This window comes from Synergistaceae bacterium (assembly GCA_017444345.1).
Classification (GTDB): Bacteria; Synergistota; Synergistia; order Synergistales; family Aminobacteriaceae; genus JAFUXM01.
This window is the reverse complement of record JAFSWW010000031.1, coordinates 14,769-38,570: the sequence shown is the minus strand read 5'-3', so window position 1 is coordinate 38,570 and position 23,802 is coordinate 14,769. Positions and strand designations below refer to the sequence as shown.

At 40.6% G+C, this 23,802-nt stretch carries 25 protein-coding genes; 15 read left to right on the top strand and 10 right to left on the bottom strand.

Annotated features, from left to right (window positions below; all coding sequences use genetic code 11):
• Positions 1-27: 27 nt before the first annotated feature.
• The 6 genes from IJS99_01975 to queA all read left to right on the top strand — a co-directional run bounded on the left by IJS99_01975 (position 28) and on the right by queA (position 5,504).
• Positions 28-783 carry a YebC/PmpR family DNA-binding transcriptional regulator gene (locus IJS99_01975; GenBank protein ID MBQ7560589.1) on the top strand — a complete coding sequence of 252 codons (756 nt, stop codon included), beginning with the start codon at positions 28-30 and terminating at the stop codon, positions 781-783.
• 3 nt (positions 784-786) lie between these two features.
• Positions 787-1,266 (top strand): crossover junction endodeoxyribonuclease RuvC, encoded by a 480-nt coding sequence (gene ruvC / locus IJS99_01970; protein MBQ7560588.1) that lies wholly within the window; start codon positions 787-789, stop codon positions 1,264-1,266.
• Positions 1,263-1,874 carry a Holliday junction branch migration protein RuvA gene (ruvA, locus tag IJS99_01965; protein MBQ7560587.1) on the top strand — a complete coding sequence of 204 codons (612 nt, stop codon included), beginning with the start codon at positions 1,263-1,265 and terminating at the stop codon, positions 1,872-1,874. Before ruvC ends, ruvA begins: the two co-directional genes overlap by 4 nt.
• The gene (ruvB, locus tag IJS99_01960; GenBank protein ID MBQ7560586.1) at positions 1,874-2,899 is read left to right on the top strand and encodes a Holliday junction branch migration DNA helicase RuvB; all 1,026 of its coding nucleotides are present in this window, start codon (positions 1,874-1,876) and stop codon (positions 2,897-2,899) included. Before ruvA ends, ruvB begins: the two co-directional genes overlap by 1 nt.
• 110 nt (positions 2,900-3,009) lie before the next feature.
• Positions 3,010-4,416, top strand: a complete 1,407-nt coding sequence (locus IJS99_01955; protein ID MBQ7560585.1) for a SpoIID/LytB domain-containing protein — start codon at positions 3,010-3,012, stop codon at positions 4,414-4,416.
• Entirely contained in the window at positions 4,413-5,504 is a 1,092-nt protein-coding gene (gene queA, locus IJS99_01950) for a tRNA preQ1(34) S-adenosylmethionine ribosyltransferase-isomerase QueA (GenBank protein MBQ7560584.1), read from the top strand. The genes IJS99_01955 and queA overlap by 4 nt, the downstream gene beginning before the upstream one ends.
• On the opposite strand, the gene IJS99_01945 is transcribed toward queA, so the two are convergent.
• From IJS99_01945 to IJS99_01920, 6 genes are all read right to left on the bottom strand, one after another.
• Positions 5,497-5,817, bottom strand: coding sequence for a hypothetical protein (locus IJS99_01945; GenBank protein ID MBQ7560583.1), 321 nt, complete (start codon positions 5,815-5,817; stop codon positions 5,497-5,499). The two genes, queA and IJS99_01945, sit on opposite strands and share 8 nt — an antisense overlap.
• Positions 5,814-6,071: a TIGR03905 family TSCPD domain-containing protein gene (locus tag IJS99_01940; GenBank protein ID MBQ7560582.1), complete on the bottom strand. Its 258-nt coding sequence runs from the start codon at positions 6,069-6,071 to the stop codon at positions 5,814-5,816. The genes IJS99_01945 and IJS99_01940 overlap by 4 nt, the downstream gene beginning before the upstream one ends.
• Complete coding sequence (locus IJS99_01935; protein MBQ7560581.1) at positions 6,071-7,000, bottom strand: tRNA-dihydrouridine synthase family protein; 930 nt, start codon at positions 6,998-7,000, stop codon at positions 6,071-6,073. The genes IJS99_01940 and IJS99_01935 overlap by 1 nt, the downstream gene beginning before the upstream one ends.
• Positions 6,997-7,767 (bottom strand): type III pantothenate kinase, encoded by a 771-nt coding sequence (locus IJS99_01930; GenBank protein ID MBQ7560580.1) that lies wholly within the window; start codon positions 7,765-7,767, stop codon positions 6,997-6,999. The genes IJS99_01935 and IJS99_01930 overlap by 4 nt, the downstream gene beginning before the upstream one ends.
• A 1-nt stretch (position 7,768) precedes the next feature.
• Entirely contained in the window at positions 7,769-9,007 is a 1,239-nt protein-coding gene (locus IJS99_01925; GenBank protein ID MBQ7560579.1) for an NAD(P)/FAD-dependent oxidoreductase, read from the bottom strand.
• Positions 9,008-9,131: 124 nt separating this feature from the next.
• On the bottom strand, positions 9,132-9,920 hold the full coding sequence (locus IJS99_01920) for a hypothetical protein (GenBank protein MBQ7560578.1): 789 nt from the start codon (positions 9,918-9,920) through the stop codon (positions 9,132-9,134).
• Between the two features lie 369 nt (positions 9,921-10,289).
• On the opposite strand from IJS99_01920, the gene IJS99_01915 reads away from it, so the two are divergent.
• Positions 10,290-10,952: a lipid-binding SYLF domain-containing protein gene (locus IJS99_01915; GenBank protein MBQ7560577.1), complete on the top strand. Its 663-nt coding sequence runs from the start codon at positions 10,290-10,292 to the stop codon at positions 10,950-10,952.
• A 2-nt stretch (positions 10,953-10,954) separates the two neighbouring features.
• On the top strand, positions 10,955-11,518 hold the full coding sequence (locus IJS99_01910; GenBank protein ID MBQ7560576.1) for a YcxB family protein: 564 nt from the start codon (positions 10,955-10,957) through the stop codon (positions 11,516-11,518).
• 17 nt (positions 11,519-11,535) lie between these two features.
• On the opposite strand, the gene IJS99_01905 is transcribed toward IJS99_01910, so the two are convergent.
• Positions 11,536-12,546, bottom strand: coding sequence for a LacI family DNA-binding transcriptional regulator (locus tag IJS99_01905; GenBank protein MBQ7560575.1), 1,011 nt, complete (start codon positions 12,544-12,546; stop codon positions 11,536-11,538).
• Between the two features lie 358 nt (positions 12,547-12,904).
• Between IJS99_01905 and rsxC the strand changes: the two genes are divergently transcribed.
• The 7 genes from rsxC (at position 12,905) to IJS99_01870 (ending at position 18,895) form a co-directional block, all read left to right on the top strand.
• A complete protein-coding gene (rsxC, locus tag IJS99_01900) occupies positions 12,905-14,272 on the top strand; it encodes an electron transport complex subunit RsxC (protein MBQ7560574.1) in 1,368 nt (455 codons plus the stop codon).
• Between the two features lie 4 nt (positions 14,273-14,276).
• Positions 14,277-15,233, top strand: a complete 957-nt coding sequence (locus tag IJS99_01895) for an RnfABCDGE type electron transport complex subunit D (GenBank protein MBQ7560573.1) — start codon at positions 14,277-14,279, stop codon at positions 15,231-15,233.
• Between the two features lie 2 nt (positions 15,234-15,235).
• Positions 15,236-15,838, top strand: coding sequence for an RnfABCDGE type electron transport complex subunit G (locus IJS99_01890; protein ID MBQ7560572.1), 603 nt, complete (start codon positions 15,236-15,238; stop codon positions 15,836-15,838).
• A 1-nt stretch (position 15,839) separates the two neighbouring features.
• Complete coding sequence (locus tag IJS99_01885) at positions 15,840-16,535, top strand: electron transport complex subunit E (protein ID MBQ7560571.1); 696 nt, start codon at positions 15,840-15,842, stop codon at positions 16,533-16,535.
• 8 nt (positions 16,536-16,543) lie between these two features.
• On the top strand, positions 16,544-17,125 hold the full coding sequence (locus IJS99_01880) for an RnfABCDGE type electron transport complex subunit A (protein ID MBQ7560570.1): 582 nt from the start codon (positions 16,544-16,546) through the stop codon (positions 17,123-17,125).
• A gap of 21 nt (positions 17,126-17,146) precedes the next feature.
• Positions 17,147-17,980, top strand: coding sequence for an RnfABCDGE type electron transport complex subunit B (locus IJS99_01875; GenBank protein MBQ7560569.1), 834 nt, complete (start codon positions 17,147-17,149; stop codon positions 17,978-17,980).
• Positions 17,981-18,079: 99 nt separating this feature from the next.
• Positions 18,080-18,895: a class I SAM-dependent methyltransferase gene (locus IJS99_01870; GenBank protein ID MBQ7560568.1), complete on the top strand. Its 816-nt coding sequence runs from the start codon at positions 18,080-18,082 to the stop codon at positions 18,893-18,895.
• A 51-nt stretch (positions 18,896-18,946) separates the two neighbouring features.
• On the opposite strand, the gene nagA is transcribed toward IJS99_01870, so the two are convergent.
• The 3 genes from nagA to IJS99_01855 all read right to left on the bottom strand — a co-directional run bounded on the left by nagA (position 18,947) and on the right by IJS99_01855 (position 23,751).
• Entirely contained in the window at positions 18,947-20,065 is a 1,119-nt protein-coding gene (gene nagA / locus IJS99_01865; GenBank protein MBQ7560567.1) for an N-acetylglucosamine-6-phosphate deacetylase, read from the bottom strand.
• Positions 20,050-20,784 carry a glucosamine-6-phosphate deaminase gene (nagB, locus tag IJS99_01860; GenBank protein ID MBQ7560566.1) on the bottom strand — a complete coding sequence of 245 codons (735 nt, stop codon included), beginning with the start codon at positions 20,782-20,784 and terminating at the stop codon, positions 20,050-20,052. The genes nagA and nagB overlap by 16 nt, the downstream gene beginning before the upstream one ends.
• A 261-nt stretch (positions 20,785-21,045) precedes the next feature.
• A complete protein-coding gene (locus tag IJS99_01855; GenBank protein ID MBQ7560565.1) occupies positions 21,046-23,751 on the bottom strand; it encodes an Ig-like domain-containing protein in 2,706 nt (901 codons plus the stop codon).
• Positions 23,752-23,802 lie beyond the last annotated feature (51 nt).

Here is a 23,802-nt window from a genome sequence, read left to right as displayed (position 1 = left end):
TTTTAAATTTTAGTAGGAGTGATTTAATTGTCAGGACATTCAAAATGGGCAAATATTAAGCACCGTAAAGCAGCACAGGACGCAAAACGAGGGAATTTATTTCAGAAATTAGTACGTGCTATTATCATTGCAGCTAAAGACGGAGGCGGCGACCCCGCTATGAACATGAGACTCAAGACCGCAATCGAACGCGCTAAGGCCGTCAGTGTTCCTAATGATAATATTACACGCGCAATCAAACGAGGCACGGGCGAACTCGGCGACATCACTTATGACGAACTCACATACGAGGCTTATGGACCTTCAGGAATTGCCGTACTCGTAAACGTAATGACAGATAATAGAAATCGTACGACTCCCGAAATTCGAGCATTACTGGCACGCAACGGGGGGCAGATGGGCGAGTCCGGCTCTGTCGCTTGGATGTTTGACCGTAAAGGAGTTATTGAAGTCAAAGGCGAGGGACTTGACGAGGACGCTTTAATGACTGTAGGACTTGATTCGGGCATGTCTGACATGGAAGCAAATGACGAGGGATTTACGCTTTATTGTGAGCCTGCTGATTTGGACGCACTGCAAAAAGCACTTGAGGCAAATAAATATGTCGTTGACAGCGCAGAAGTCTCAATGATTGCAAAAACTCCCGTTGAGATTTCAGACCCTGAGGCAGCAAGAAAAGTTTTGCGGCTCGTTGACGCTCTCGAAGAACATGACGACGTGCAAAATGTTTACTCAAATTTTGATATTCCCGACGAGATAGCTTCACAGATAGAGGACGAGTAATTTTTGCGTGTTTGTCTAGGAATTGATCCCGGTTTAGCTCGTGTAGGCTATGGAGCAGTAACTCAATCAGGCGTTGATCTGCGTGCTTTGAATTACGGCTGTATAGAAACTAGCCCCGATATGATATTTAGTGCCAGGCTCCTGAAAATTTATGATTCACTTCAGGAGCAAATTAATTTGTCAAAACCTGATTTTCTTTCTGTTGAGAGATTATTTTTCGGGCGTAATACAACAACGGCTGAATTTGTCTATCAAGCTCGCGGAGTAGTTATCTTACTTGCTGCACAGAATAATCTGCCAGTCTTAGAGCCTAAACCTAATCAAATAAAATTGACTCTCTGCGGAACAGGTTCAGCCGATAAAACTCAAGTTCAAAGAATGATACAAAGATTTCTAGCACTTGACGAGATTCCTAAACCTGACGACACAGCCGACGCACTCGCAGCAGCAATTACGGGTTTAGCAATGGAGAAATTTTCATGATTCGTTCACTTAATGGGCAAGTTTTAGATATTCTTGATAATTTGTTAATTCTTGACGTAAACGGAATAGGATTCGAGATTCTATGCTCGCGTTCAGTCCTGAATAATTGCAAGACCGGCGAAAATTTACGGGTTATAACTTCTATGCAGATTTCAGAATCGGGCGCGGTGATTTACGGTTTTAATTCTGAACAGGAGCGCGAAATTTTTATCAGACTCACCAGCATTAAAGGTGTCGGAGGCAAAACAGGAATCGCAATTTTATCGGAACTGTCAATAAATGAAATAGTCAACGCAGTAACTTCAGCAGATTTAAACGCTTTCACACGAGTATCAGGAGTCGGCAGGAAAATGGCCGAGCGTCTTTGCTTTGAGTTAAAGAATATTGCGGCGTTAAAGATTATAGGCGGTCAAGATATTAGCTCACAGGAAATAATAAAATCTTCAGGACATGCGGACTCAGTGATTGACGCGCTTTTATCGCTGGGATTCTCACGTTCAGACGCGGGCGGAGTAGTGAATCTTTTACGGGCTGCACACGGTGAAGATTTTAACTCGCTGAGTGAAGAAGATTTATTGAGACTCGCATTAAGGGAGCTTCACAAGTAATGCCGGATAAAGATAGAATATTTGACACTCCCAGAAATCAGGAAGATTTAACGATAAGGCCGAAATTTTTAGCTGATTTTATAGGTCAGGAGAAATTACGCGAGAAATTACAGATTTATATTTCAGCAGCAAAGGGACGCAGTGAGCCATTAGATCACATTTTATTTTATGGGCCTCCGGGACTGGGCAAGACTACACTTGCAGGGATAATCGCTCAAGAAATGGGCGGACAATTACGAACTACAACAGGGCCGGCACTTGAACGAGCGGGGGACTTGGCCGCAATTGTCTCAAATATTGAGCGCAACGACGTATTATTTATTGACGAGATTCACAGAATGCCCGCACAGGTTGAAGAAATTCTATATCCTGCTATGGAAGATTTCACGCTGCATATTGTAGTCGGTAAAGGCCCTATGGCTCGGACTATTGCGCTGAATCTGCCTAAGTTCACACTTTGCGGAGCTACTACAAGATTAGGGCTGTTGACTTCTCCATTACGTGCAAGATTCGGAATCGTTGAGCAGTTAGCTTTATATAATGACGCTGAATTAAATCAAATAATTTTGCGGGCTGCTAATGTCTTAAACGTGAAAATTTCTAGTGAAGCAGGACTCGAAATTGCTAAACGTTCACGGGGGACTCCGAGAATTGCATTAAGATTATTGCGGCGGGTTCGTGATGTTGCCAGCGTCTTGACCGGAGCAGGCACGGAAATAGGCGAAAATATTGCAGTTCGTGCTATGAATATGCTTGACGTTGATTCGCAGGGACTCGACGAGGGCGACCGGCGGATTTTGCGGACTATTATAGATTTATTCAACGGCGGACCAGTCGGACTGGGAACTTTGGCAGCGGCAATTAATGAAGACTCGCAGACTATAGAAGATATTTACGAGCCATATTTGATTCAAAAAGGTTTACTCGAACGAACACCGCGAGGCCGTAAAGCTACACAGAACGCATATTTATATCTTGGCCGGGATTTTTGGCCGAGAAATGACGATTTATTATTGCCGCTATGATGGCAGGGGATTCCGGGCGGGGAAAGAGCGCGAGAAAACGGGCACGGGGTTTTCTCGCATACAGGAATAAAAATTTTTTACAAGAATGACAGGAGGACGATTTATTTTTCATGAGCGCATATCTTAAGAGAATTATAATATTTCTTGCTGTAATAATAATTGCTTTGAACTCACAAGAATCACAGGCACGGGATATTTACGTGAAATTATCGGGCGCAAAAAGTTTTAATATCGGGGTATCAGACGGGAATTTAATGATGACTGATTCGTCGGGGCGGGTCTCAAATCTAAGCAATTCCGCAAAAATTTCTGTCAACGGCGCAAATGTCTCAATCGGTAATTTTTCCTTCCCCTTACCAGTGAGAATAACGGGCACGGGCTTTCTTAAGTTCAACGGCAAATCTTATCGGGGAGCATTTCTCATTACTCAGCGGGCCGGCTTGCTTAACGTCTTAGATCTCGAACAATATTTATACGGGGTTTTACCGGCTGAAGTCGGGGCAAATTGGCACATGGAAGCATTGAGGACTCAAGCTATCTGCGCACGGACTTACGCACTCAAGCAAAGCATGAATCGAGCAGATAAGGGCTATGACGTTGTAGATTCGGACGCTGATCAAGTCTACAAAGGCGCGGGAGTCGAGACAGCAAAAACTAATCAGGCAGTAAACAGCACAGCGGGATTAATTCTCGCATATGGGAACGAAATGGCAACAACTTATTTTCATTCGGACAGCGGAGGACACACTGCTGACGTTGCTGACGTATGGGGACAAAACGATAAGCCCTATTTATGCGGAGTCCCTGAAGTAGTGAATTATAAATCTCCCGTCTCAGTATGGAACGCAAGAGTCCCAGTTTCTAAGATTCAAGCAGCTATCACAAAAGTAACAGGCTCAAATATCGGCAAAATTTCAGAGATTCAAGTCTCGGACGTTGACAAGGGCGGGCGGGCTATCATGATGACATTTATAGGCAGTCGAGGCAGCAAGACAATTAGAGCATCACAATTTAGACTCGCAGTAGATCCCCGAACTATAAAGAGTACAATGTTCACACCGTCGGGAGGTTCATTCAACGTAAATAACACGACAACACCGAGCGGACTCGTTACAACGCAAAAAAATCAACCTTCAGCAAGTAATCTTAATTTCAGCGAAGAACAGGCAATCGCGAAAATGACAGCCGAGGGAGTTTTTACTACAACAGAATTAATTGACATGCTAGCAAATCCCGCTAAACAGAAAGATTATTATCAAATTGGACTCGGACGGACTTCACGCAATAAACCGGCAAATAATAATAATAATAACACTCCTGCACCGGCTCAAAAAATGAATAAATACGGCTATTCAATCGAAAGGCACGGCAACGAGTTTATATTTTACGGGCGGGGCTGGGGACATGGAGTCGGACTCTGTCAATGGGGGACTATGGCAATGGCTGAAAAAGGTTACAAGGCCGAACAAATTTTATCGCACTATTACCCCGGCACAGACGTAAGGAAAATTAGATGAGTGATTTATATGATTTAAGCTCGTATAAATATGAATTACCGCCCGAAAGAATCGCGCAATATCCCGCGAGTCCTCGTGATTCGTCAAAATTATTAATATGGAACGTAGAGAATGACTCAATCAATATAAATAATTATTTCAGGGACATAATAAATTATTTGACTCCGAATGATTTATTAATTCTGAATGATACGCGCGTGATTCCTGCGAGATTGAATGCCTTTAGAGACTCCGGCGGGAAGTGTGAAATATTATTACTCAAAAATTTAGACGCTGATTTTATAACGTGGGAAGCTCTTGTTAAGCCTGCTAAAAAATTACATGAGGGATCTTGCGTGAACATAAATAATTCAAGAGTTCATATTATAGCCGACAAGCCCCAAGGAATCAGAATAATAAAATTTGATTTTGACTCAAGAGAAAGAGTCATGAAATTTCTTGACGAGTCCGGGAGAATGCCTTTACCTCCATATATAAAGAATGACTCCGAGTCAAATATGCGCGAATCTTATCAGACAGTTTTTGCGAAAAATGACGGCTCAGCAGCAGCACCTACAGCAAGTTTGCATTTCACGCCGGAATTACTTGATAAAATCAAATATAAAGGTGTAAAAATTGCATATATAACTCTTCACGTAGGATTAGGAACATTCAGGCCGGTAAAGACTCATGATATAAGAGATCATAATATTCACACTGAACACTGCGAGATTCCGGAAATTACAGCGCAAATTATTAACGAGCATAAATCCAAAGGCGGGCGGATTATAGCATGCGGAACAACTGCGGCACGAACTCTTGAATCTTTTAGCGACGAGAATAATATAATCAAATCCGGAATACTTGAGACGAAATTATTTATATATCCGGGCTATAAATTCAAGATAGTTGACGGGTTAATCACAAATTTTCACCTGCCCGAAAGTTCGTTAATAATGCTAGTATCATCATTTGCGGCGAATCGAGCAGGAGCTTTCACGCCTGAAGAGAATCAAAAAATTTTATCGCGCCTAATCTCAATCTATGAACTTGCTATAAAAAATAACTGGCGTTTTTTCTCCTTCGGTGATGCAATGTTTATTATTTGAGTCTCTCGCGTCTCTGTGCATTCTCAAGGGCGATTTTTGCCATTAATTCGCGCTGTTCGTCCCGGTCCTCTTGATATTGCTGTTCGATGGCTTTCTTTCTTGCCTGAATTTGTCTTAACTCCGCCGACTTCTTCATCATGTCATTATGTGAGTCCCATGCCTTAAGAGTCGATTTATCCATGCTTGACTGGGCAGCATTAACAAGTTCTATAGCTTCAGATTGTGAATCAGGTAATTTTTTTTCACGTTTTGCCGGTAATTCGTCCCATATACTGCCAAAATTATATTTATTATTATTATTATTTACTTTCATGACGACAAAGCCCCCTCGATTGCTATAGCTAATTGATCAGCGCATGAAGTTCCCCGATTTCCGCAAAGATTCCCCCGTAAAATTTTCGCAGTATCAGCAGCGTCTGCACCCTCTAAAAGTCTTGATATTGCCTTCAGATTGCCCGGACAGCCGCCTATAAAGTTAAGCCCGTGAATCTTGTTATCATCGTCAATGTCAAATATTATATATCTCGAACATACACCGTTCGGCATAAAATCAACGTGTTTACTCATTAATATATACTCCTTCTAAAAATATTTAATATCTCTTCAAGACTAGTAGAAATCATTGCCTGCTGTCTTAAATTCGCCGCGCCGTTCTTAAATTTGAGCATACTTCCCGCGAATCGCTTTAATAACACGACTGCTCTATGTTCGCCGGAAATTTCCAGAGTCCTATATGCAAATTTTGTTAAAGCGTCAAGTTTTTCACATTGAGTCCTGTAAATCCCCCTGTACTCTTCAAACAAGCAGGGATTTGCAAACGCTCCCCGGGCAATCATGACTATAACGCAGCCCATATTTAAATATTCGTCAATGTCAGCAAGATTCTTAACATCGCCGCTAGCACTTATATAACCGGGGAACTCTTTAGCAGCAAGTGAAATTATTGACCTGTCAGCAATTCCTTCATAACGTTGTGAGGGTGTCCGGCCATGAATGCAGACATTATCAGCTCCGGAATTTATTAATAGCTCGGCAAATTTTAGAGTCTCGTAATCATTATCAAATTTGCGGGTCTTTATCCAGACTGGAAGATTTAAATTTTTTAGGCAGCTTACCATTTTTGCGGCAATTTCCGGACGACGCATTAAAGCCGAGCCAGCCCCGTTTTTAGTTATCTTAGGCATTGGACAAGCCATATTTATTCCCAGTCCTGAAAATTTCTCACAATGAGTCAAAACTTTCAAAGCTCCGTTATATAAAATTTTCTCATCAGGTGCGAATAACTGCACAATTAAGGGCGACTCAAAACTTGAAACTTTCAGCATGTCAAGAGTCTTTGTATTGTCGCGAATCAGTCCCGAACAGCTTATCATTTCCGTATGAGTCAAGGCCGCGCCCATTCCCGAAAAAAATTCGCGTATTGTCAGAGTCGTTACTCCAGCTAACGGAGCAAGACATAATTTATTATCGAGTTCAAGCCCTCCCGCATGAATCATGATTTATTATTTCTCTCGTAAATTAGTCTTAACCCGTCAAGCATGAGCCAGTTATCTACGTATTCAATATTTCGCGAAACTTTTTCCATTAAAGCCGCGTGCCCTCCTGTTGCTACGACTTTTGCGGCCTTCATTCCGTCTGTGTCGCGTATTAAGTCAATTAATCTGTCAGTTAATCCCCCGTTGCCGTATAAAATTCCCGACTGTATATTTTCCGTTGTGTTAATCCCGATAACTCTTTCAGGAATAGAAAGCGAGACTTGAGGCAATTTAGCAGCCTTTGAGAATAAAGCCGAGATTCCCGAAACAAGACCGGGGGCAATTACTCCGCCTAAATATGCACCCTCCGGAGAAATGCAGTCAAATGTTATAGCCGTGCCGTAATCTACGACTATCAAAGGCGAGCCGTATTTATGAAGTCCAGCAAAGACATTTACGATTCTATCTGCTCCGACTTCACTAGGATTCTTTACGCGCAATTCAAGCCCCGTGTCAGTCTCTGAATTAACTTGTAAAGGGGTAATATTAAAATATTGCTTGATTGCTTCAGTTATAGCGAAATCCAAAGAAGGCACTACAGAAGCAAACGCCGCGCCAGTGATTGACGAGTGATTTATATTTTGAGCCGCAAGCAGTTCCCGCAAATATAAGCCGAATTCGTCCGATGTCCGAGAAATTGAAGACAGCCGCCAATGTGCAATTAAATTATTACCGTCAAAGACTCCCGCTGCAATTGTCGTATTTCCTGCGTCGATTACTAATAACATTTTAATTCACGCTCCCTGATATATAACCTGTGCTCCAGCAAATTTGAAGATTAAACCCTCCTGAAGGCCCGTTCAAGTCTAATACTTCACCGGCAAAGTATAAATTATCGCATAGTTTTGACTTCATAGTTGACGGCTCTATTTCTTTGAGAGAGACTCCGCCGTTAGTAACTACTGCATTATTAAAGCTCCATAGCCCGTTAATGTGCATTCTAATATCTTTAAGCAGCTTCACGAACTCAAAAATTTCTTCACTTGAGATATATTCAATAGGCTTATCATGCGGAATGTCTGAGAGTTCCAGAATCAAAGGCGTTAATTTTGCGGGAACGAGTGAACGCGCTAGACCTGCGAATCTTTTGCGGCCTGAAAATTTTTTGATTTCGCGATTGACTCGTTCTATTAATATCCCGTGAGTAAGACTAGGCTTTAAATCAAGCGAAAACTCTAAACTTTGCGCTCCTTCCTGCCATTCGGGAATAAATGAGCTTAAATCCATTACAATAGGCCCGCTCACTCCGAAATTAGTAAATTCCATTTGTCCGAATCGATTATCAATTTCTTTGCCGTCGCGTATTACCGTCAATCTTACATTTTTCAGATCGCACCCGCTTGCGAGTCTCGGCCAAATTTCTTGAGTCTTAACTGGTACAAGTGCAGGAAATAATTTTGTTATAGTGTGTCCGGCTTGCTGAGCGAGTCTATATCCGTCCCCTGTTGAGCCTGTTTTGGGATAAGATTTGCCGCCTGTTGCAATAATATATTTATCAGCGCTGATTTCTTCATTCTCTGTGATTATGTAATTTACGCGTGAATCTTTTATCTTGAGAGCTTTGACGGGATTTGAGCGAAAAATTTTCACGTTATATTTTCTGCACTGCATTATAAGAGTGTCTAGAATCCTTTGACCGCCTCCGGATGCCGGGAAGACTCTTTTGCCTCGTTCTTCTATGATGTCGACTCCGTGACTCGCAAAAAATGACATTGTCTCATGAGGTCCGAACTTGCTAAAAGCTGAATATAAAAATTTGCCCTTGTCGCCGTATTTAGCAATAAAATTATTTATGTCAGGTTCCGCATTAGTAAAATTACACCGTCCCCGCCCAGCAAGTAATAATTTCTCGCCGAGTTTCTCATTTTTCTCAACGATTATAACTTTTTGCCCGATCGATGACGCACGAACAGCAGCCATTAACCCCGCGGGGCCTCCTCCGATTATGAGTGTATCAAAATGCTGCATATTATATTTATTAACTCCTTTAATATTTATATAGTCAATAATTATAACTTGTAAGGCAAATTTTGCGGCGGGTGAGCGGGTCGGGACTCAGTCATTTGCGGCCAAGTCCCATTTTTGAGTGAATTTATTTCGCGTTTAACTTGCTTGATAACTCAATGAATAAATCTTTAACAGTTTGAGTGATTTGTCCGTCATTATAATAATTATCGAATAAATACACCCCTCCGGCTATAATCGCAGCTACAAATATAAACGTGAATAGTGCCCGCATAAAGCCCGGTTTTGCGTCAGATACTTTTTTCTTGAGTTCCTGCGTTAAATTATTGACCTGATTAATTAAATTTGAGTCCCCGTTTACAATATCCTGCTTTAATTGCGCGCCTTCTGAATTAATCAGCGACTCGGCCTCGTTAAATTTCTTGCTCATGATAAGCGAGTTAATATCACTCTTTAATTTTTCGAGTCTGGCACTGACAAATTTTGTGAGAACTTCACCGACATTTTTAGCTATAACGGGATTTTTTGCGGCGGCGAACTGCTTTAAATCTGCTGTACTTTGAGCCGAGATAATTTGCTGAGTCATTCGCTTTAAATTCTCTGATACGGCATTAATAATCTCGTCAGCTCGTGAATTAACCCGATTCAATAATGCATAGTCGTCAGTGATTACTGATTTTATTTCGTCCTGAAGTTTGGCGGATTCGGACTTGACAAAATTCTCGACTTCAGACAAATTTTTATCGCAAATTAATTTATCGGAGTCATTCTTGAGATTATATAATGCCCGCTCGGTCAAGTTATTCAATGTGTCCTGAACAGCGCGTAAAGTCTCATTATCAACATTATCGCCTAAATTATCAACGATTGCGGCGAGTTCTTTAATGCTAGGAGCTGATTTTATTTCTTGAATCATGTCAAAATCTTCCTTTCTGTAAACTATAAAATATATTAATCGCCGGTCATGAATTAAGCAAGAGAATTATTTTATTTCTTGTATATAAGCCTGAAAAATTTTGCTATAAAATATAATAACAACATAGCAAGCCGCAATTATGAGAAATACTTTACTGCAAATTACACCCTGCAAATAATATAAATTTTCACAGCAAGCCGACAAATCAATATATGAGTCTTACATTTGGCAAAATCCGCGCGTTTCTTTCTCGTTAATCACATTATACACAGTAAGTATATAAATATTTTACTCGCTAATTATCAATCTTGAAATATAATTAACTGGGCTATAATATAAACAATATTTTTTTCGGAGGTAAATTTTAGCATGAAAAAATTAGCTTTACTTGTATTAATAATCACTGCATTCACGGCGAGTGCGGCATTTGGAGACGCAGAGAGTTTAATATCGTCTTCTACGGCAATGATAAACGAGATAGCTTCACATTCTGACGCGTCAGATATGGCTGCATCACTAAGAAGTTCATACGCGGTCGCAATAGTTCCCTCAATGTTCAAAGCGGGCTTTGGATTCGGGGGCTCATACGGTGAGGGCTTAATTCTCGTAAAGAAAGACGGCAAATGGTACGGACCGAGTTTCTACAATATCGGCGGGCCTTCTGTAGGCTTTCAGATCGGAGTTGAGAGTGTTTCTCTTTTACTCTCAGTAATAAATGAACGCGGAGTCCGTGCATTCCTTAACAGTAAAACAAAACTGGGCGGAGATATTGCCATAGCAGCTGGTCCTGTAGGAAGACGAGCAGAGGCAGCAACTGACGCGCAGGCAAAGGCATCAATTTACAGTTATTCAATCAGCAAGGGACTTTTTGCGGGCTTATCTCTTGAAGGCTCAGTAATAGGGATCAGCGTTAAACACAACTCTCAATACTGGGGCAGCAGAATCACAGCGTCAGACGCAATAACTAAACCAGCAACCGACAAGAGAATCCAGCCGTTAATCAAGGCACTAAATAACTTGATGAGCAAATAAAAATGTCAAGCTGCTTTTACCGTGCAAATATTGAACACGACTCGAAAACTATTCAAGATTTATACAGGACGAATTATTACACTTATTATAAAGCGAGAATTATTCTAAGATTTTGCGCGGGTTTATTCATGATAATTATTTGCGTGGCGGCGAATATAGCATTATGGGCGAAAGGCTTATTATTATTAGTCGGAGCGTGGCTGGTGTCGACTCCTGACTTCCCAGCTCAAGCAACGGCCGATAAAGTTTTACAGGCCCGCAAAAAATTTCCTGTTATGAAATATGAATTTCTCGACGAGTTTATAAATATTTCAGGTGAAGGCAGCATGAAAATTTATTACAAAGATTTGCACAAGTTAATTCATGACGAGAAAAATTTTTATATATTCACTGCTCGCGATAGTTTATGCATGATTAATAAAGCCAGTCTAGCACCCCCCGAACTAAAAAATTTTCAAGATTTTATCTCAGGCAAAACGGGGCTTAAGTGGCAGCAAAATAAATTCTTTCTCGCTATGAATTTGAGTGATTTAATAGAAATTTTCAGGGCAGACTCGGAAAAATGAGCCTGTCCTGTTATTAATTATGCAAAACTTTCACGGAGAATCAATCTCGGCTGAATTAGTGCATGTTCCGGAGTAAATGACCCCGCAGAAATTTTTTTACTCAAGATTTTAATTATATTGCGTGCTATTTCGTCATTTGGCAGCTCTATAACACTTAATGACGGCAAAGAATACGCGCTTATTCCCGACGAGTTTAAATCTATTGTGAGAATCTCTAAATTTTTAGGCACATTTACATTCAAATCGTGAAAGGCCTTCAAAGCTCCTACAGCAATAGAGTCAGAATCACAAAATACTGCTTTCGGTTTATTCTTGAGTTCGCAGTAATCCGCCGCAATGTAATATCCGCCGTCTAGTGTGCTTTCATTCCTGATAATATTCTCGTATTCGACATTGACACCGTAATATTTGCATTGTTTCAAGAAAGCCGCTACCCTCAAATTTGACGATAAATAGCCGTTATTTGACGCAAAGACTCCGGCTGAGTGAATTCCCTTTCTGACAAATTCACGAGCTGCCATTTTTCCGAGCGAGTCATTATCGATTGATACAGTCGAAAATTTTTCAGATTCGCGATTAATTAACACGACCGGCATTAATAGACTCATTGTCTCTAAATGCTTTATATCGTCTTCAGTGCACGCGCCTATTATTACGCCGTTATAGCCCCGTTTTGTCAAATCGTCGTCAAATGCTTCAAGATTCCCGGACTCATAAGACTGTATTACGAGTTCGCAATCAAAGCCTGAAGATTTTATCTCATGTGATAAAGAATTAATTAAACTCGCAAGCAAATTGACTCGAAAATCAAGCGGCCAGAATAAAGCAATTACAGGGGACTGCTTATATTTTGAACGAAGACGGCGCGCGCTTAAATTTGGCTGATAACCGAGTTCACGCATTGCATCTTTGATTCTTTCCTGAGTCGATTCAGGTATAGAACGCTCCTTGGATTTATTGTTCATTACTATAGAAACAGTAGCAACAGACACCCCTGCAAGCCGTGCTACATCTCTAATTGTTACCATTTGATAATTCAACTCCTACAATTTTTGTAAGCAAAGTGATATTTTACCATGAAGATAATATAAATCACATTAATTATTATTGTTATCATTCGCGCAAATATGAGCATATATATTTATCAGCAAAATATCTCGTGAAAGTATATATTTGTAATTGCTATAAAATTTTATCAGCTGCTAAAAATTTCATAAATGCGTGAATCTAATCAAGAATAAATTAATAAATCACTAGAAATATTTTACACGATAATAAAAATAAAACACGAAAAGCAGAAAATTTTTTGTGTAAATATAAGCTATAATACAGTAAAATCATATTTAATAAATTTTTTCATATTTTGAGGGGAGTGTTTATATTAATATGAACCTGCCAAGTTTTTTAGGGGGAGTCCATCCGCCTGAAGGTAAGGCATATACGGAGAATAAGGCAATAGAAATTTTACGGCCTGAAGACTCGCGTGATTTTGTTTATCCTTTATCTCAGCATATCGGCGCGCCCTGTGCTCCAATCGTGGCTAAGGGTGATGAGGTCAAAGCGGGACAAAAAATTGCTGACTCTGATGCATTTGTATCAGCTCCGATTTTCTCGGCTGTTTCCGGAGTCGTAAAAGAAATCGCACCGCACATGACAGTATCAGGAAGTATTGAAAATTGTATAGTAATCACAAGCGACGGGAAGTATACTCCTGCGCCGTCTTTACTTGACGAGTTAGGACACAAGCCGGCTCCCAGTGAATACGTGAAATTGATTCGTTCGGCCGGAATTGTCGGACTCGGTGGAGCTTGCTTCCCGACTCACGTAAAATTATCGCCTCCGCCCGGAAAAGTTATTAAATGGGTCATAGTGAATGCTGCCGAGTGTGAGCCATATTTAAGCTGTGATAACCGCCTAATGATTGAGTCGCCCGATGAGATTATACGCGGACTCGGTTATGCCCTTGAGATATTCCCGGAAGCTCAGGGAATCATAGCAATCGAGAATAACAAGCCCGAAGCTATTAAAATCATGAGTGAACACAATAATAACCCGCGTATTAAAGTCATGCCTCACAAAGTTAAATATCCTCAGGGCGCGGAAAAAATGTTAATTTATTCTGTAACTGGTCAAGAAATTCCCGTAGTTCCTGCCTTGCCTGCTGATGTAGGCTGCATAATTCTTAACACTCGGACAACTTGGCAGATATGCAAGGCAATCGAAGAAGGGAAGCCGCTGACCGAGCGCGTAATTTCTGTAACAGGAGACGCAATAAGCGAGCCTAAAAATTTGCAGGTACCTTTAGGACTCTGTATTCGTGAACTTACTAATTACTGCGGAGGATTCAAGGCTGAACCCGTTAAGATTCTTGCTGGCGGGCCTATGATGGGACTTGCAATGCGTTCTATAGATGTCCCCGTTGTTAAAGGCACGTCGGGAATTCTCGCACTCACTAAGAAATTAGCGTATCTTGCTGAAGAGTCAGCCTGTATCAGGTGCGCAAAATGTGTTGAGGCCTGCCCTATGCACTTAGAGCCCACGTTTTTAGATCACGCAGTCAGACGCAGAGATTATGAAACTTTTGAGGCTCATAACGGCATGAACTGTATAGAGTGCGGGTGTTGTGCATATGCATGTCCGGCGTCAAGACATTTGACTCAAAGCTGTAAAGACGGTAAAGCAGCAGTTACCGCAATGAGACGTAAAGCAGCCGCCGCAGCCAAAGCAAAACAGGAAAAACAGGAGGCGAAATAATATCATGGCAAAACTTGTAGTATCTTCTTCACCTCATGTGCATTCAGAGTTTAGTACACGCAAAATTATGTGCATGGTAATATCTGCGCTCATACCAGCGGGAATAACGGGAATATATTTTCTTGGCCTAAGATCTCTCGCAGTAATAGCAGCCTGCATAATTGCTTGTGTCTTAAGTGAATTCATATGGGATAAATTTATAATGCACCGTAAAAGCACTATAAATGATTTATCGGCCGTAGTAACAGGCTTATTGCTTGCTTATAATTTGCCGCCTACTATTCCGATTTGGATGGCGATTTGCGGGAGTGTCTTTGCGATCATAATCGTTAAAGAATTTTACGGCGGAATAGGTTGTAATATCGTAAATCCTGCACTAGCTGCACGAGCAATGATGTTAATTTCTTGGCCTACTGCTATGACTACGTGGACAGTGCAGGGAATTTCAGGGGCGACTCCTTTAGCTGCAATGAAGGCCGGGAGTGTAGCAAATCTTCCTTCATGCTGGAATATGCTGGCCGGCAACATGGGCGGCTGTATAGGTGAGACGAGTTCAATATTATTAATTCTCGGCGGAATTTATTTAATCTGGGAAGAAGTAATCTCATGGCGAATCCCCGTTGTATATATCGCGACTACTGCAATTTTAGCGGGATTATTCAATCACGGCGGCGGCTTTTACCCTTCATATGAAATCGTAACAGGCGGTTTATTAATCGGAGCGTTTTTCATGGCAACTGATTATACAACTTCACCGATGACGGCAAAGGGACAATATATTTACGCTTTCGGGTGCGGTTTGCTGACTGCCTTAATAAGAACGTTCGGCGGTTATCCTGAAGGAGTTTCTTACTCAATTTTGATAATGAATATAGCTGTGCCCTTAATCGACAAATATACAGCTCCTGTAGTACTGGGTGCGCCTAAAAGCAATTTCTTCAAGAGAATGGGAGGCAAATAATCATGTCTGAAAAAATAAATGACTCTGTATCATTCGGCGATGTAATGAAGAAAGCTATACATTTAGGCGGGACTTTATTAGCGGTTACTGCTGTTACTGGGTTAATACTGGGACTCGTTCAGAATTTCACGGAGCAGGCCATAAAGCAGACGGAACTAGCAGCAAGAAACGCAGCATTTCAAAATGTTATGCCCGACGGTAAGAATTTTTCTGACTATGAAGTTAAATCAAATGAATTTGTCGAGTCAGTCTTCAAAGCAGAAAACGAGTCCGGGCTTGTCGGCTGGTGTCTATCAATAAATTCAAAGGGTTACGGCGGAATAATTAATTATATCGTCGGAGTCACTAAAGACGGCCAAGTTAAAGCAATAAATATTTTGAATCATTCAGAGACTCCGGGACTCGGTGCAAAGTCAACAGAGCCGGAATTTTACGGACAATTTAATAATAAATCATCATTCCCGTTAAAAGTCGTTAAAGGTTCAGCAAGTAATCCCGACGAGATCGCCGCAATTTCCGGAGCAACTATAACATCAAATGCAGTAACAACCGGAGTAAATGCCGCTGTCGAATACTGGAATGCTAATTTGAAGGGGGTAGAATAAATTGAGCCGGAGCAATTTTAGAATAATTACAAATGGGATTCTCTCAGATAATCCGACCTTTGTGCAGTGTATAGGGCTTTGTCCTACTTTGGCAGTTACTACGAGTGTAGCAAACGGGCTCGGAATGGGAATCGCAGCAACTTTTGTATTAATTGCGTCAAATGCTGTAATTTCTTTATTGCGCAAGATAGTGCCTGATGAAGTAAGAATTCCCATTTTTATAGTCGTCATAGCAGGATTTGTTACAGTTATAGAATTCTTAATGAAGGGATTTGCGCCAGAGTTAAATAAATCGCTGGGAATATTTATTCCGTTAATTGTCGTAAATTGTATAATTCTTGCACGAGCGGAGGCTTTTGCGTCAAAAAACGGGGTATTCGCTTCAATTCTTGACGGTGTAGGAATGGGACTCGGCTTTACGATTGCGTTAATGTTTCTTGGATCAATCCGTGAAATTTTAGGCGCGGGGACATGGTTCGGGAATCCTGTAGTGAGCTTTGAGCCTGCTATGTTAATAGTACTTGCACCGGGCGGCTTTATAGTTCTTGGCTGTTGTATGGCGGCATTTAAGGCTATTCAGGCACGGGCAAAGGGAATCGGGGCGGCACCTGCTGAGGCGAGCGGCTGCGGCTGCTGCGCAATGGCGAAATTCTGCGGGAAGTCTGAATCCGAGAAACTAGAATGTGAGGCGAAATAATTATGACTATGACAGAACTATTTTTGTTATTCTTGAGCTCTATATTTGTGCATAATATATTATTGTCTCGCTTTCTCGGCTGCTGTCCGTTTATGGGTGTTAGCTCGAAATTGAAGACTGCTCAGGGAATGGGCGCGGCTGTTGTGTTCGTTATCGTGCTTGCGTCGTTAATGACATGGCTGACTTATAATTATTTGCTAGTTCCCCTACATCTTGAATATTTATATACACTTTCATTTATATTAGTAATTGCTGCCCTAGTTCAATTTGTTGAGCTTGCATTAAAGAAATTAAATCCGACTCTGTATAAATCACTGGGAATCTTTTTGCCTTTGATTACTACAAATTGCGCAGTTCTCGGTGTAGCAGTCTTAAACATGAATGAGGGCTACGGTTTGGCGGCATCACTTGTAAACGCGTTAGGTTCGTCACTGGGATTCTTGCTTGCGATTTCTTTAATGGCTGGAATTCGTGAACGCATAGAAGAGAATGAGGGAATGCCGGCAGCTCTTAAGGGACTCCCGATGGCGTTAATTACAGCTGGGTTAATGTCAATAGCTTTTATGGGATTCACCGGAATAATAAAATAAAGTAGGGAGGCTTATATAAATATGAATATTTCACACGTAATGATTGCACCTCTTGCTTTAATGGGAATAATGGGCGGAATCTTTGGAGTCCTTCTTGCTGTAGCTTCTATAGTCTTCAGAGTACATCAGGACGAGAGAATCGGCTTAATTCGTGCGGCATTACCGGGGGCAAATTGCGGGGGCTGCGGTTATCCGGGCTGTGATGGGTACGCTTCAGGAGTCGTTAACGAGGGTGCGCCGGTAAATAAATGCTCGGTCGGCGGAGCTGCAGTAACAGAAAAAATTGCGGCCATCATGGGAGTTGCTGCGGGCGAGTCTGTACCGTTAAGAGCGTTTTTACGCTGCAAAGGCACAAAAGAGTGTTCACCGCGTCAATTAGTCTATGAAGGGATTAACGACTGCCGCTCGGCTGTAACAATTCCCGGGGGATCTCCGAATGCCTGCCCGTTTGGCTGTGTAGGGCTGGGAACTTGTGTTAAAGTCTGTCAGTTCGGCGCGCTCTCAATGGGTGAAGACGGTCTCCCTAAAGTCAATATTAAAAAATGTGTAGGCTGCGGAGCTTGTGTTGAGGCATGCCCTAAAGCTATGTTGTGTCTTGAGCCTGTTACAGCAGATATTATTGTAGCTTGTAATTCACACTGGAAGGGCCCGGCAGTAAAAAGTGTTTGCAGTGCTGGCTGTATAGGCTGCGGAGTATGTGCTAAGATTTGCCCTGCTCAAGCTATAGAGATAAATAATAATTTAGCCGTAATAGATCAATCCAAGTGCATTAAGTGCGGAAGATGTGCGGCGAAATGTCCGGCCAAGTGCATTAAGACCGGAGAAAGTATAGAAGTATTGCAGAAATCAGCATAAAAATTTATTCCCCGTCTGAGTCTGAAAATATATCGGGCGGGGATTTATTAATAATTTTATAGGAGGTCAAAAAATTGCAGAAAGCTATTTGCTGGGGAGTTGGCAGCACTGGAAGACATGTCTATAACATGGCAAAAAATTATTACGATGTGCTATGTTTCGTGGACAATGATACGACAAAATACGCAGGGGGGGGGGGGGGTACTAGGTTTAGAAGTCCGCTCACCTGAAATATTGAAATCACTTGATGATGTTGTTGTTATTCTAGGCACGTCAATGGGTTTTGATGAAGTTTCTGAACAGCTAAAAAATTTAGGAATTCCTGAACATAGAATTAATAAAACCTTTGTGCAAATTCTCATGCAAGCGCGTATATTATTCCTTCAGAGATTCGCCGAAAGAGTCTATAAAGAAAATATTTGCGGTTCAGTAGCAGAGGCCGGAGTTTATAAGGGAGATTTTGCAAAACACATCAATAAAAATTTTCCTGATAGAAAGTGTTATTTATTCGATACATTTGACGGCTTCACTGATTATGATATTTCACGAGAACAAAAAGAGTCAATGACTTCAGCTGACTATATGAAAAATGTAAATATTTCTGAAGTCCTCGCCAAAATGCCCAATCAAGATAATATAATTCTCAAAGTCGGAAGATTCCCAGATACTGCGCAGGGAATTAATGACTCGTTCGCATTTGTAAATCTTGATATGGATTTATACGAGCCTACTTTGCAGGGATTGAGATTCTTTTATCCGTTAATGTCTAATGGCGGAATTATTCTCATTCATGATTATTTCAGCGATGCATATCCAAATGTTGAGCAGGCAGTAAAAGATTTTGAGTTCGAACTCGGCGCAAAACTTCATAAAATGCCGATCGGTGATAATATTTCTCTTGCAATAATAAAATAAGATTCTCCCAGTTTGAGTCTTGCTTAAGAGATTCAGACTGGGAATTTATTATTAAATAATTATCCCGCGATTCATTACCCATTTGATATTAAAATCTTTGTCGAGTGCGAAAAAATTTGCTAGCTTGCCCGGTGCTATTATTCCCGCGTCAAGATTTATAGCTTTAGCAGGATTCACGGCTGAACATTTTACCGCGCTTTCTAGTTTGATATTCATAAATTTTGCTGCCTTGATCATTCCTTGAGTCAAACTCGTAACACTTCCCGCAATTGTTTTATTATCCTGTAATAGTGCCTTATCGCCATTTTTTATAACTTTCTGCCCGCCCAGTTCATAAACTCCGTCCGGCATTCCTGCAGCTTCCATTGAGTCGCTTATGAATATAACTCTATCATCGCCGAAAAGTTTTAGAGTCATTCGCATTACAGCCGGGTCAACGTGAATCCCGTCGCAAATTAACTCGATCATTACGTTTTTATTTTCGAGTGCTGAAATCACCGGGCCGGGTTCTCTGTGATTAATTCCGTTCATTGCATTATATAAGTGCGTAACGTGTTCGGCTCCGAGCTTGAATGCTTTATCAGCAATATTATAATCGCAGGCTGTATGACCTATAGAAATTTTTGCGATATTCTTAGACTCGTTAATAAAATCAAATGCCCCGTCAACTTCAGGAGCTATTACGGCAAATTTTATTAAATTATTCGCTGAACTCTGAAGGCGGGCTAACATTTTTGAGTCAGGCCTTATTATATAAGAAGGATTTTGCGCTCCCATTTTTGCACGAGATATAAACGGGCCTTCTAAATTTATTCCGACAAGTGCCGGGCAGGTCTCGTGAAATTTTGCGGCGTTTTTCATGATTCGTGTTAATTCATTTTCCGGGAGAGTCATACTTGCCGGGCATATATTAGCGACTCCGATAGAGTTTTGATATTCTGTAATTGCTTTGAGAGATTCTATAGTTCCATCGCAGAAATCATGACCCTTACAGCCGTGAAAGTGAATATCAGTGAGTCCCGGAATTATATATAAATCTTGAGCGTCAATAATTTTTGCGTCAGAATTTGACTCGCCCGTTATGAATTCGCTTGATGTGTAAAGATCCCCCGTGTGAAAATTGCAGTCCGGCCTGAAAATAAAACCGTTCGTGATTATATAATTTTGCATTTCGAGAAAGCCCCCTCATCACAGACAAGTATAACATCATTATGTAATTGCAGAATTGAGCCGGGTACTTTAGGAGTTACAGCCCCGTAAAAAACTTTATAAACCGCGTCGGCCTTGTCTTCACCTGAAGCAGCAACTAAAATTTTTTTAGCACGCAAGATTGATCTTATTCCCATAGTGTACGCATGAGTCGGGACTTCTTTGCCGGCTTGGAAAAATTTTTTATTAGCGTCTACAGTGCTTTGTGTTAATTCGACGCAGTGAACATCTTTCTCGAAAAATTCGCCGGGTTCGTTAAAGCCTATATGCCCATTTCTGCCGAGCCCTAATAATTGCAAGTCTTGACGGCCTATTTTTGCGAGTAAATTATTATATAATCTGCAGGCCTCTATACTGTCTAAATTTCTACCGTCCGGCAAGTGTACATTTTCGCTCTTGAGATTGACCCGGTCAAATAAATTTTTGCGCATGTAAGATATATAACTCTGTTCGCTCTCTGCACCGAGTCCCCTGTACTCGTCAAGATTTATAGTGATGACTTCTGAAAAATTTAGATCGCCCTTGTTATACCATTCGACTAATTGATTATATATTCCCAGCGGAGTCGCCCCTGTAGCAAGTCCCAGTACGCAGTCAGGTTTAAGAATTATCTGCGCAGAAATTATATTAGCAGCTTTACGGCTCATTTCGTCATAATTTTTTGTGATATAGACTCTCATGATTATATAGCCCCTTCTGAATAAATAATAAATAATAAATATATTGCTGATATTGTATTATGAATGCCGGAAAAAATAACGCCCTCACGAACTGAATCGCAAGGGCAATGACTCATAAAAATTTTTTAGTGTGATTCACGTCTCATGATTAACAATGCAAGACAGAGCGCGAATACACTCAAGCCGATATTACAGCCTCCGCCCGAACCGCCGGAAAAGTTTATTATTTCTGATTCATTATCGCCGGAATTTCTTGCGAGCTCAAACGGTTATTATTTTCTCATTAAGCCAAGACTCTCCGCCGTCCGTAGAAATCTGAACGGGAATTTGATAGACTCCGCGTTTTGTTGTGCCTGCTATAGTTACTACTGAGAAATTAAAGATTTTCGCTGCGATATTCTCTGACTCTGAAGGACTGTTAATAAATATTGAGTTGCCTGCCTTCTCTGAATCAGAATCAGAATTATTTGACTCTGAAAAAGTTATATTTTCTTTATCAACACGCCAGCAGACCGCAAAATCTCTTGAAAGAGTAAATATTTTTGCTGTAGTATTGCTTGCATATTCGCTCGTTAAATCTTCTGACTGCAAGGGCTTAATCTTGATATACCATATTAGAGTCTCACTGTCTGCTGTGTTGTCTTCTTGGCTTTCAGTATATGCTATAAGATGATATTGTTTCTCTTCAGTGAGTCCGTATTCACCGATTGTAATTTCTCCTATATAGAGTTTAGGCAAATTCCCCCCGCCTCCGTGTGATCCGTCTTCATATTCTACAATTTCGGAAATCATATAATAAATATTATTGCTTTCACCATTTGAGCGGCTTAACAAAACTTTTTGAGGGCCGTTATATTCTCCATCATGCAGCGAGGAGTCGGGCGGGTCGAGTCTGTCAGCTCCTGAAATATATACGTTTGCTGTAATGTCAGTGCTTGAATTATTTATATTCACTTGGCCGGTAAAAATTGCTCGTAAAGGGTCAGGCTCATGTAAGGCAACTTCTAAATTATCGACTTCCTGCCATAAATCACCGTCTAATTTATGAGTCGGCGAATAATATTTTACTTTTGAATAGTCCCATGTTATAGCAAGTTCTGTTATAGTCCCGTTTGTATAACCTGCTGTTACTTTATCGGGTAGTGCTGCCTTAGGGTCTGAGCCTCTTTCTATGAATAATTCGGGGATTTCAGCAATATTAGTAATTACATCGCTTGAATTATTATTTAATAAACTTATTTGAACGGGCGTATAATTTTTTGCAGTAACTTGGCTTGTTTCGTTGTCATATAAAGAGTCTTGAGCTCTCAGCCATGCAAGTATAACTTCGGGATAATGATTCATTGAAATATTCTTAGAGTTATTAGCAAACGTTAAAATTTGAGTCAATCCTTTAGTGCTATATAAATTATTGCGGTAATCTACAGAAGCAAACGTCATAATAAAATCAAGAATTTTCGGGAGGTCTATTCTCATGAGTTTGTCTTTTACTGAGTTAGTGAGTTTCAGAGCGTCATAACATTTATTTTTTTCGAGCAGGTTAATTAATTTATTCGTGTAATATTCTTTGTGCTTGAAATCAGGTTTATCCCATTCTCCCAGCGCGTACCATACAATGCCGATTACGTCAGATTTTCCTACGTCAATATCCCATAATTTCCGCAGTCTCTCATTTAAGAGCTCGATCTGTGCAGTACTGGCATCATAAATTATAGCCATATAATCACGAAATGCCGTTTGAAGATTACTGACATATTTTTCACGGTTTGTGCCTGACCATTCTATTAATCTATCAAGAAAGGGATCGAGAAAATTATTCATTAACAGAAAATCGCCGGTCTTGATAAATTTCTTATCGTTGAAAAAACTAAATACTCCGGTATCTATTCCGTAAGTTGTGAAGCTGTCAGAAAATTTTATATTAGGATTTATAGCAGCAAGATGAGTCCGCATTTTATTTTTAATCGTTGAATATTGCCCTGAATCAGCCTCGTAAAATGCATTATCAGAATTTCCGCCCGTATAATTCGCGTCTGAACCGGGAATATAGTGATCGACTCCGTAACGTTTGAATGACATATTTTTAGGCGCAACATAAGGCACAAGATCATTCTTGTTAATTATATTATGAATGCAAGTATAATCAGAGTTTGAATTTTCCGCGCTTGTTATACCTCCCTGCGGTGCCTCGTTACAGTAAGCAAAAACTCTATTCCCGCCCTTAGTAACGTATTTATCAATTAAGCGTTTTGCAGTAAGATTTGTAGTTGCTCCGGCTCGTGAATAACCCGAAATCCAGAAATCAATTTGTCCCGAGTTAATTTCTTGAGCGAGACTCTTATTATTTATGTAATTATTAATTGACTCGAAAACTATATCAGCAGCATTTGCAAAACCTTGAGCTTCTCCGGACGTTCCTAGAGTTACATTACTTGCCCATTCTTTCTCATAGTTTGAACCGCGAATCGAAATTATTATTAATTTACGGCCATTTTTCAGCTGTTTACTTCCGATTGTTACACCTATACTGTCAGTTTGAGGCTGAATAGAATTATAATTATTCCTGAAAATATCTCCGGCATTCACGCCAATATCCTGCATAAATTGATAAATATTTACCCATTTGTTTGAATAATCCGCGAGTTTTCCTGTGCCGCCCTCGTTTGAATAGAATCCCGCCATAGCCAGACAAAGGGAAGCCGTCGCTAAATGAGTATTATATTTATATGGATCTTCCGCAAAAAATCCGTCCGAGTAATAAAATCTTGCTGGAATATCAATATCAACATCGAGTCCGTCATTCTTTACACTGACAGCAGAAGGAAATTTGAAGACTCTTTTTATCAGGTCATAATGTTCGCTGTTTACTGTATAGCCGCCTGATATAATTTCTGCATTGACTGGACTTATAACCAGCAGAACCGCCGCAAAAATATAAATCGCTTTGATCAATTTCGCAAATTTCAAATTAAATCTTCCTTCCATATTTATATATATAATTATTAAGTAAGTATATTA

Bases quoted from the DNA above. Each gene is read 5' to 3' on its own strand.
- queA (MBQ7560584.1), top strand. From the start codon at position 4,413: ATGAGTGATTTATATGATTTAAGCTCGTATAAATATGAATTACCGCCC.
- IJS99_01915 (MBQ7560577.1), top strand. From the start codon at position 10,290: ATGAAAAAATTAGCTTTACTTGTATTAATAATCACTGCATTCACGGCG.
- IJS99_01945 (MBQ7560583.1), bottom strand. From the start codon at position 5,817: ATGAAAGTAAATAATAATAATAATAAATATAATTTTGGCAGTATATGG.
- ruvA (MBQ7560587.1), top strand. From the start codon at position 1,263: ATGATTCGTTCACTTAATGGGCAAGTTTTAGATATTCTTGATAATTTG.
- IJS99_01920 (MBQ7560578.1), bottom strand. From the start codon at position 9,920: ATGATTCAAGAAATAAAATCAGCTCCTAGCATTAAAGAACTCGCCGCA.
- IJS99_01940 (MBQ7560582.1), bottom strand. From the start codon at position 6,071: ATGAGTAAACACGTTGATTTTATGCCGAACGGTGTATGTTCGAGATAT.
- IJS99_01930 (MBQ7560580.1), bottom strand. From the start codon at position 7,767: ATGTTATTAGTAATCGACGCAGGAAATACGACAATTGCAGCGGGAGTC.
- IJS99_01955 (MBQ7560585.1), top strand. From the start codon at position 3,010: ATGAGCGCATATCTTAAGAGAATTATAATATTTCTTGCTGTAATAATA.
- IJS99_01880 (MBQ7560570.1), top strand. From the start codon at position 16,544: ATGACAGAACTATTTTTGTTATTCTTGAGCTCTATATTTGTGCATAAT.
- IJS99_01935 (MBQ7560581.1), bottom strand. From the start codon at position 7,000: ATGATTCATGCGGGAGGGCTTGAACTCGATAATAAATTATGTCTTGCT.
- IJS99_01905 (MBQ7560575.1), bottom strand. From the start codon at position 12,546: ATGGTAACAATTAGAGATGTAGCACGGCTTGCAGGGGTGTCTGTTGCT.
- IJS99_01925 (MBQ7560579.1), bottom strand. From the start codon at position 9,007: ATGCAGCATTTTGATACACTCATAATCGGAGGAGGCCCCGCGGGGTTA.
- nagB (MBQ7560566.1), bottom strand. From the start codon at position 20,784: ATGAGAGTCTATATCACAAAAAATTATGACGAAATGAGCCGTAAAGCT.
- IJS99_01895 (MBQ7560573.1), top strand. From the start codon at position 14,277: ATGGCAAAACTTGTAGTATCTTCTTCACCTCATGTGCATTCAGAGTTT.
- ruvB (MBQ7560586.1), top strand. From the start codon at position 1,874: ATGCCGGATAAAGATAGAATATTTGACACTCCCAGAAATCAGGAAGAT.
- IJS99_01875 (MBQ7560569.1), top strand. From the start codon at position 17,147: ATGAATATTTCACACGTAATGATTGCACCTCTTGCTTTAATGGGAATA.
- IJS99_01910 (MBQ7560576.1), top strand. From the start codon at position 10,955: ATGTCAAGCTGCTTTTACCGTGCAAATATTGAACACGACTCGAAAACT.
- nagA (MBQ7560567.1), bottom strand. From the start codon at position 20,065: ATGCAAAATTATATAATCACGAACGGTTTTATTTTCAGGCCGGACTGC.
- IJS99_01890 (MBQ7560572.1), top strand. From the start codon at position 15,236: ATGTCTGAAAAAATAAATGACTCTGTATCATTCGGCGATGTAATGAAG.
- rsxC (MBQ7560574.1), top strand. From the start codon at position 12,905: ATGAACCTGCCAAGTTTTTTAGGGGGAGTCCATCCGCCTGAAGGTAAG.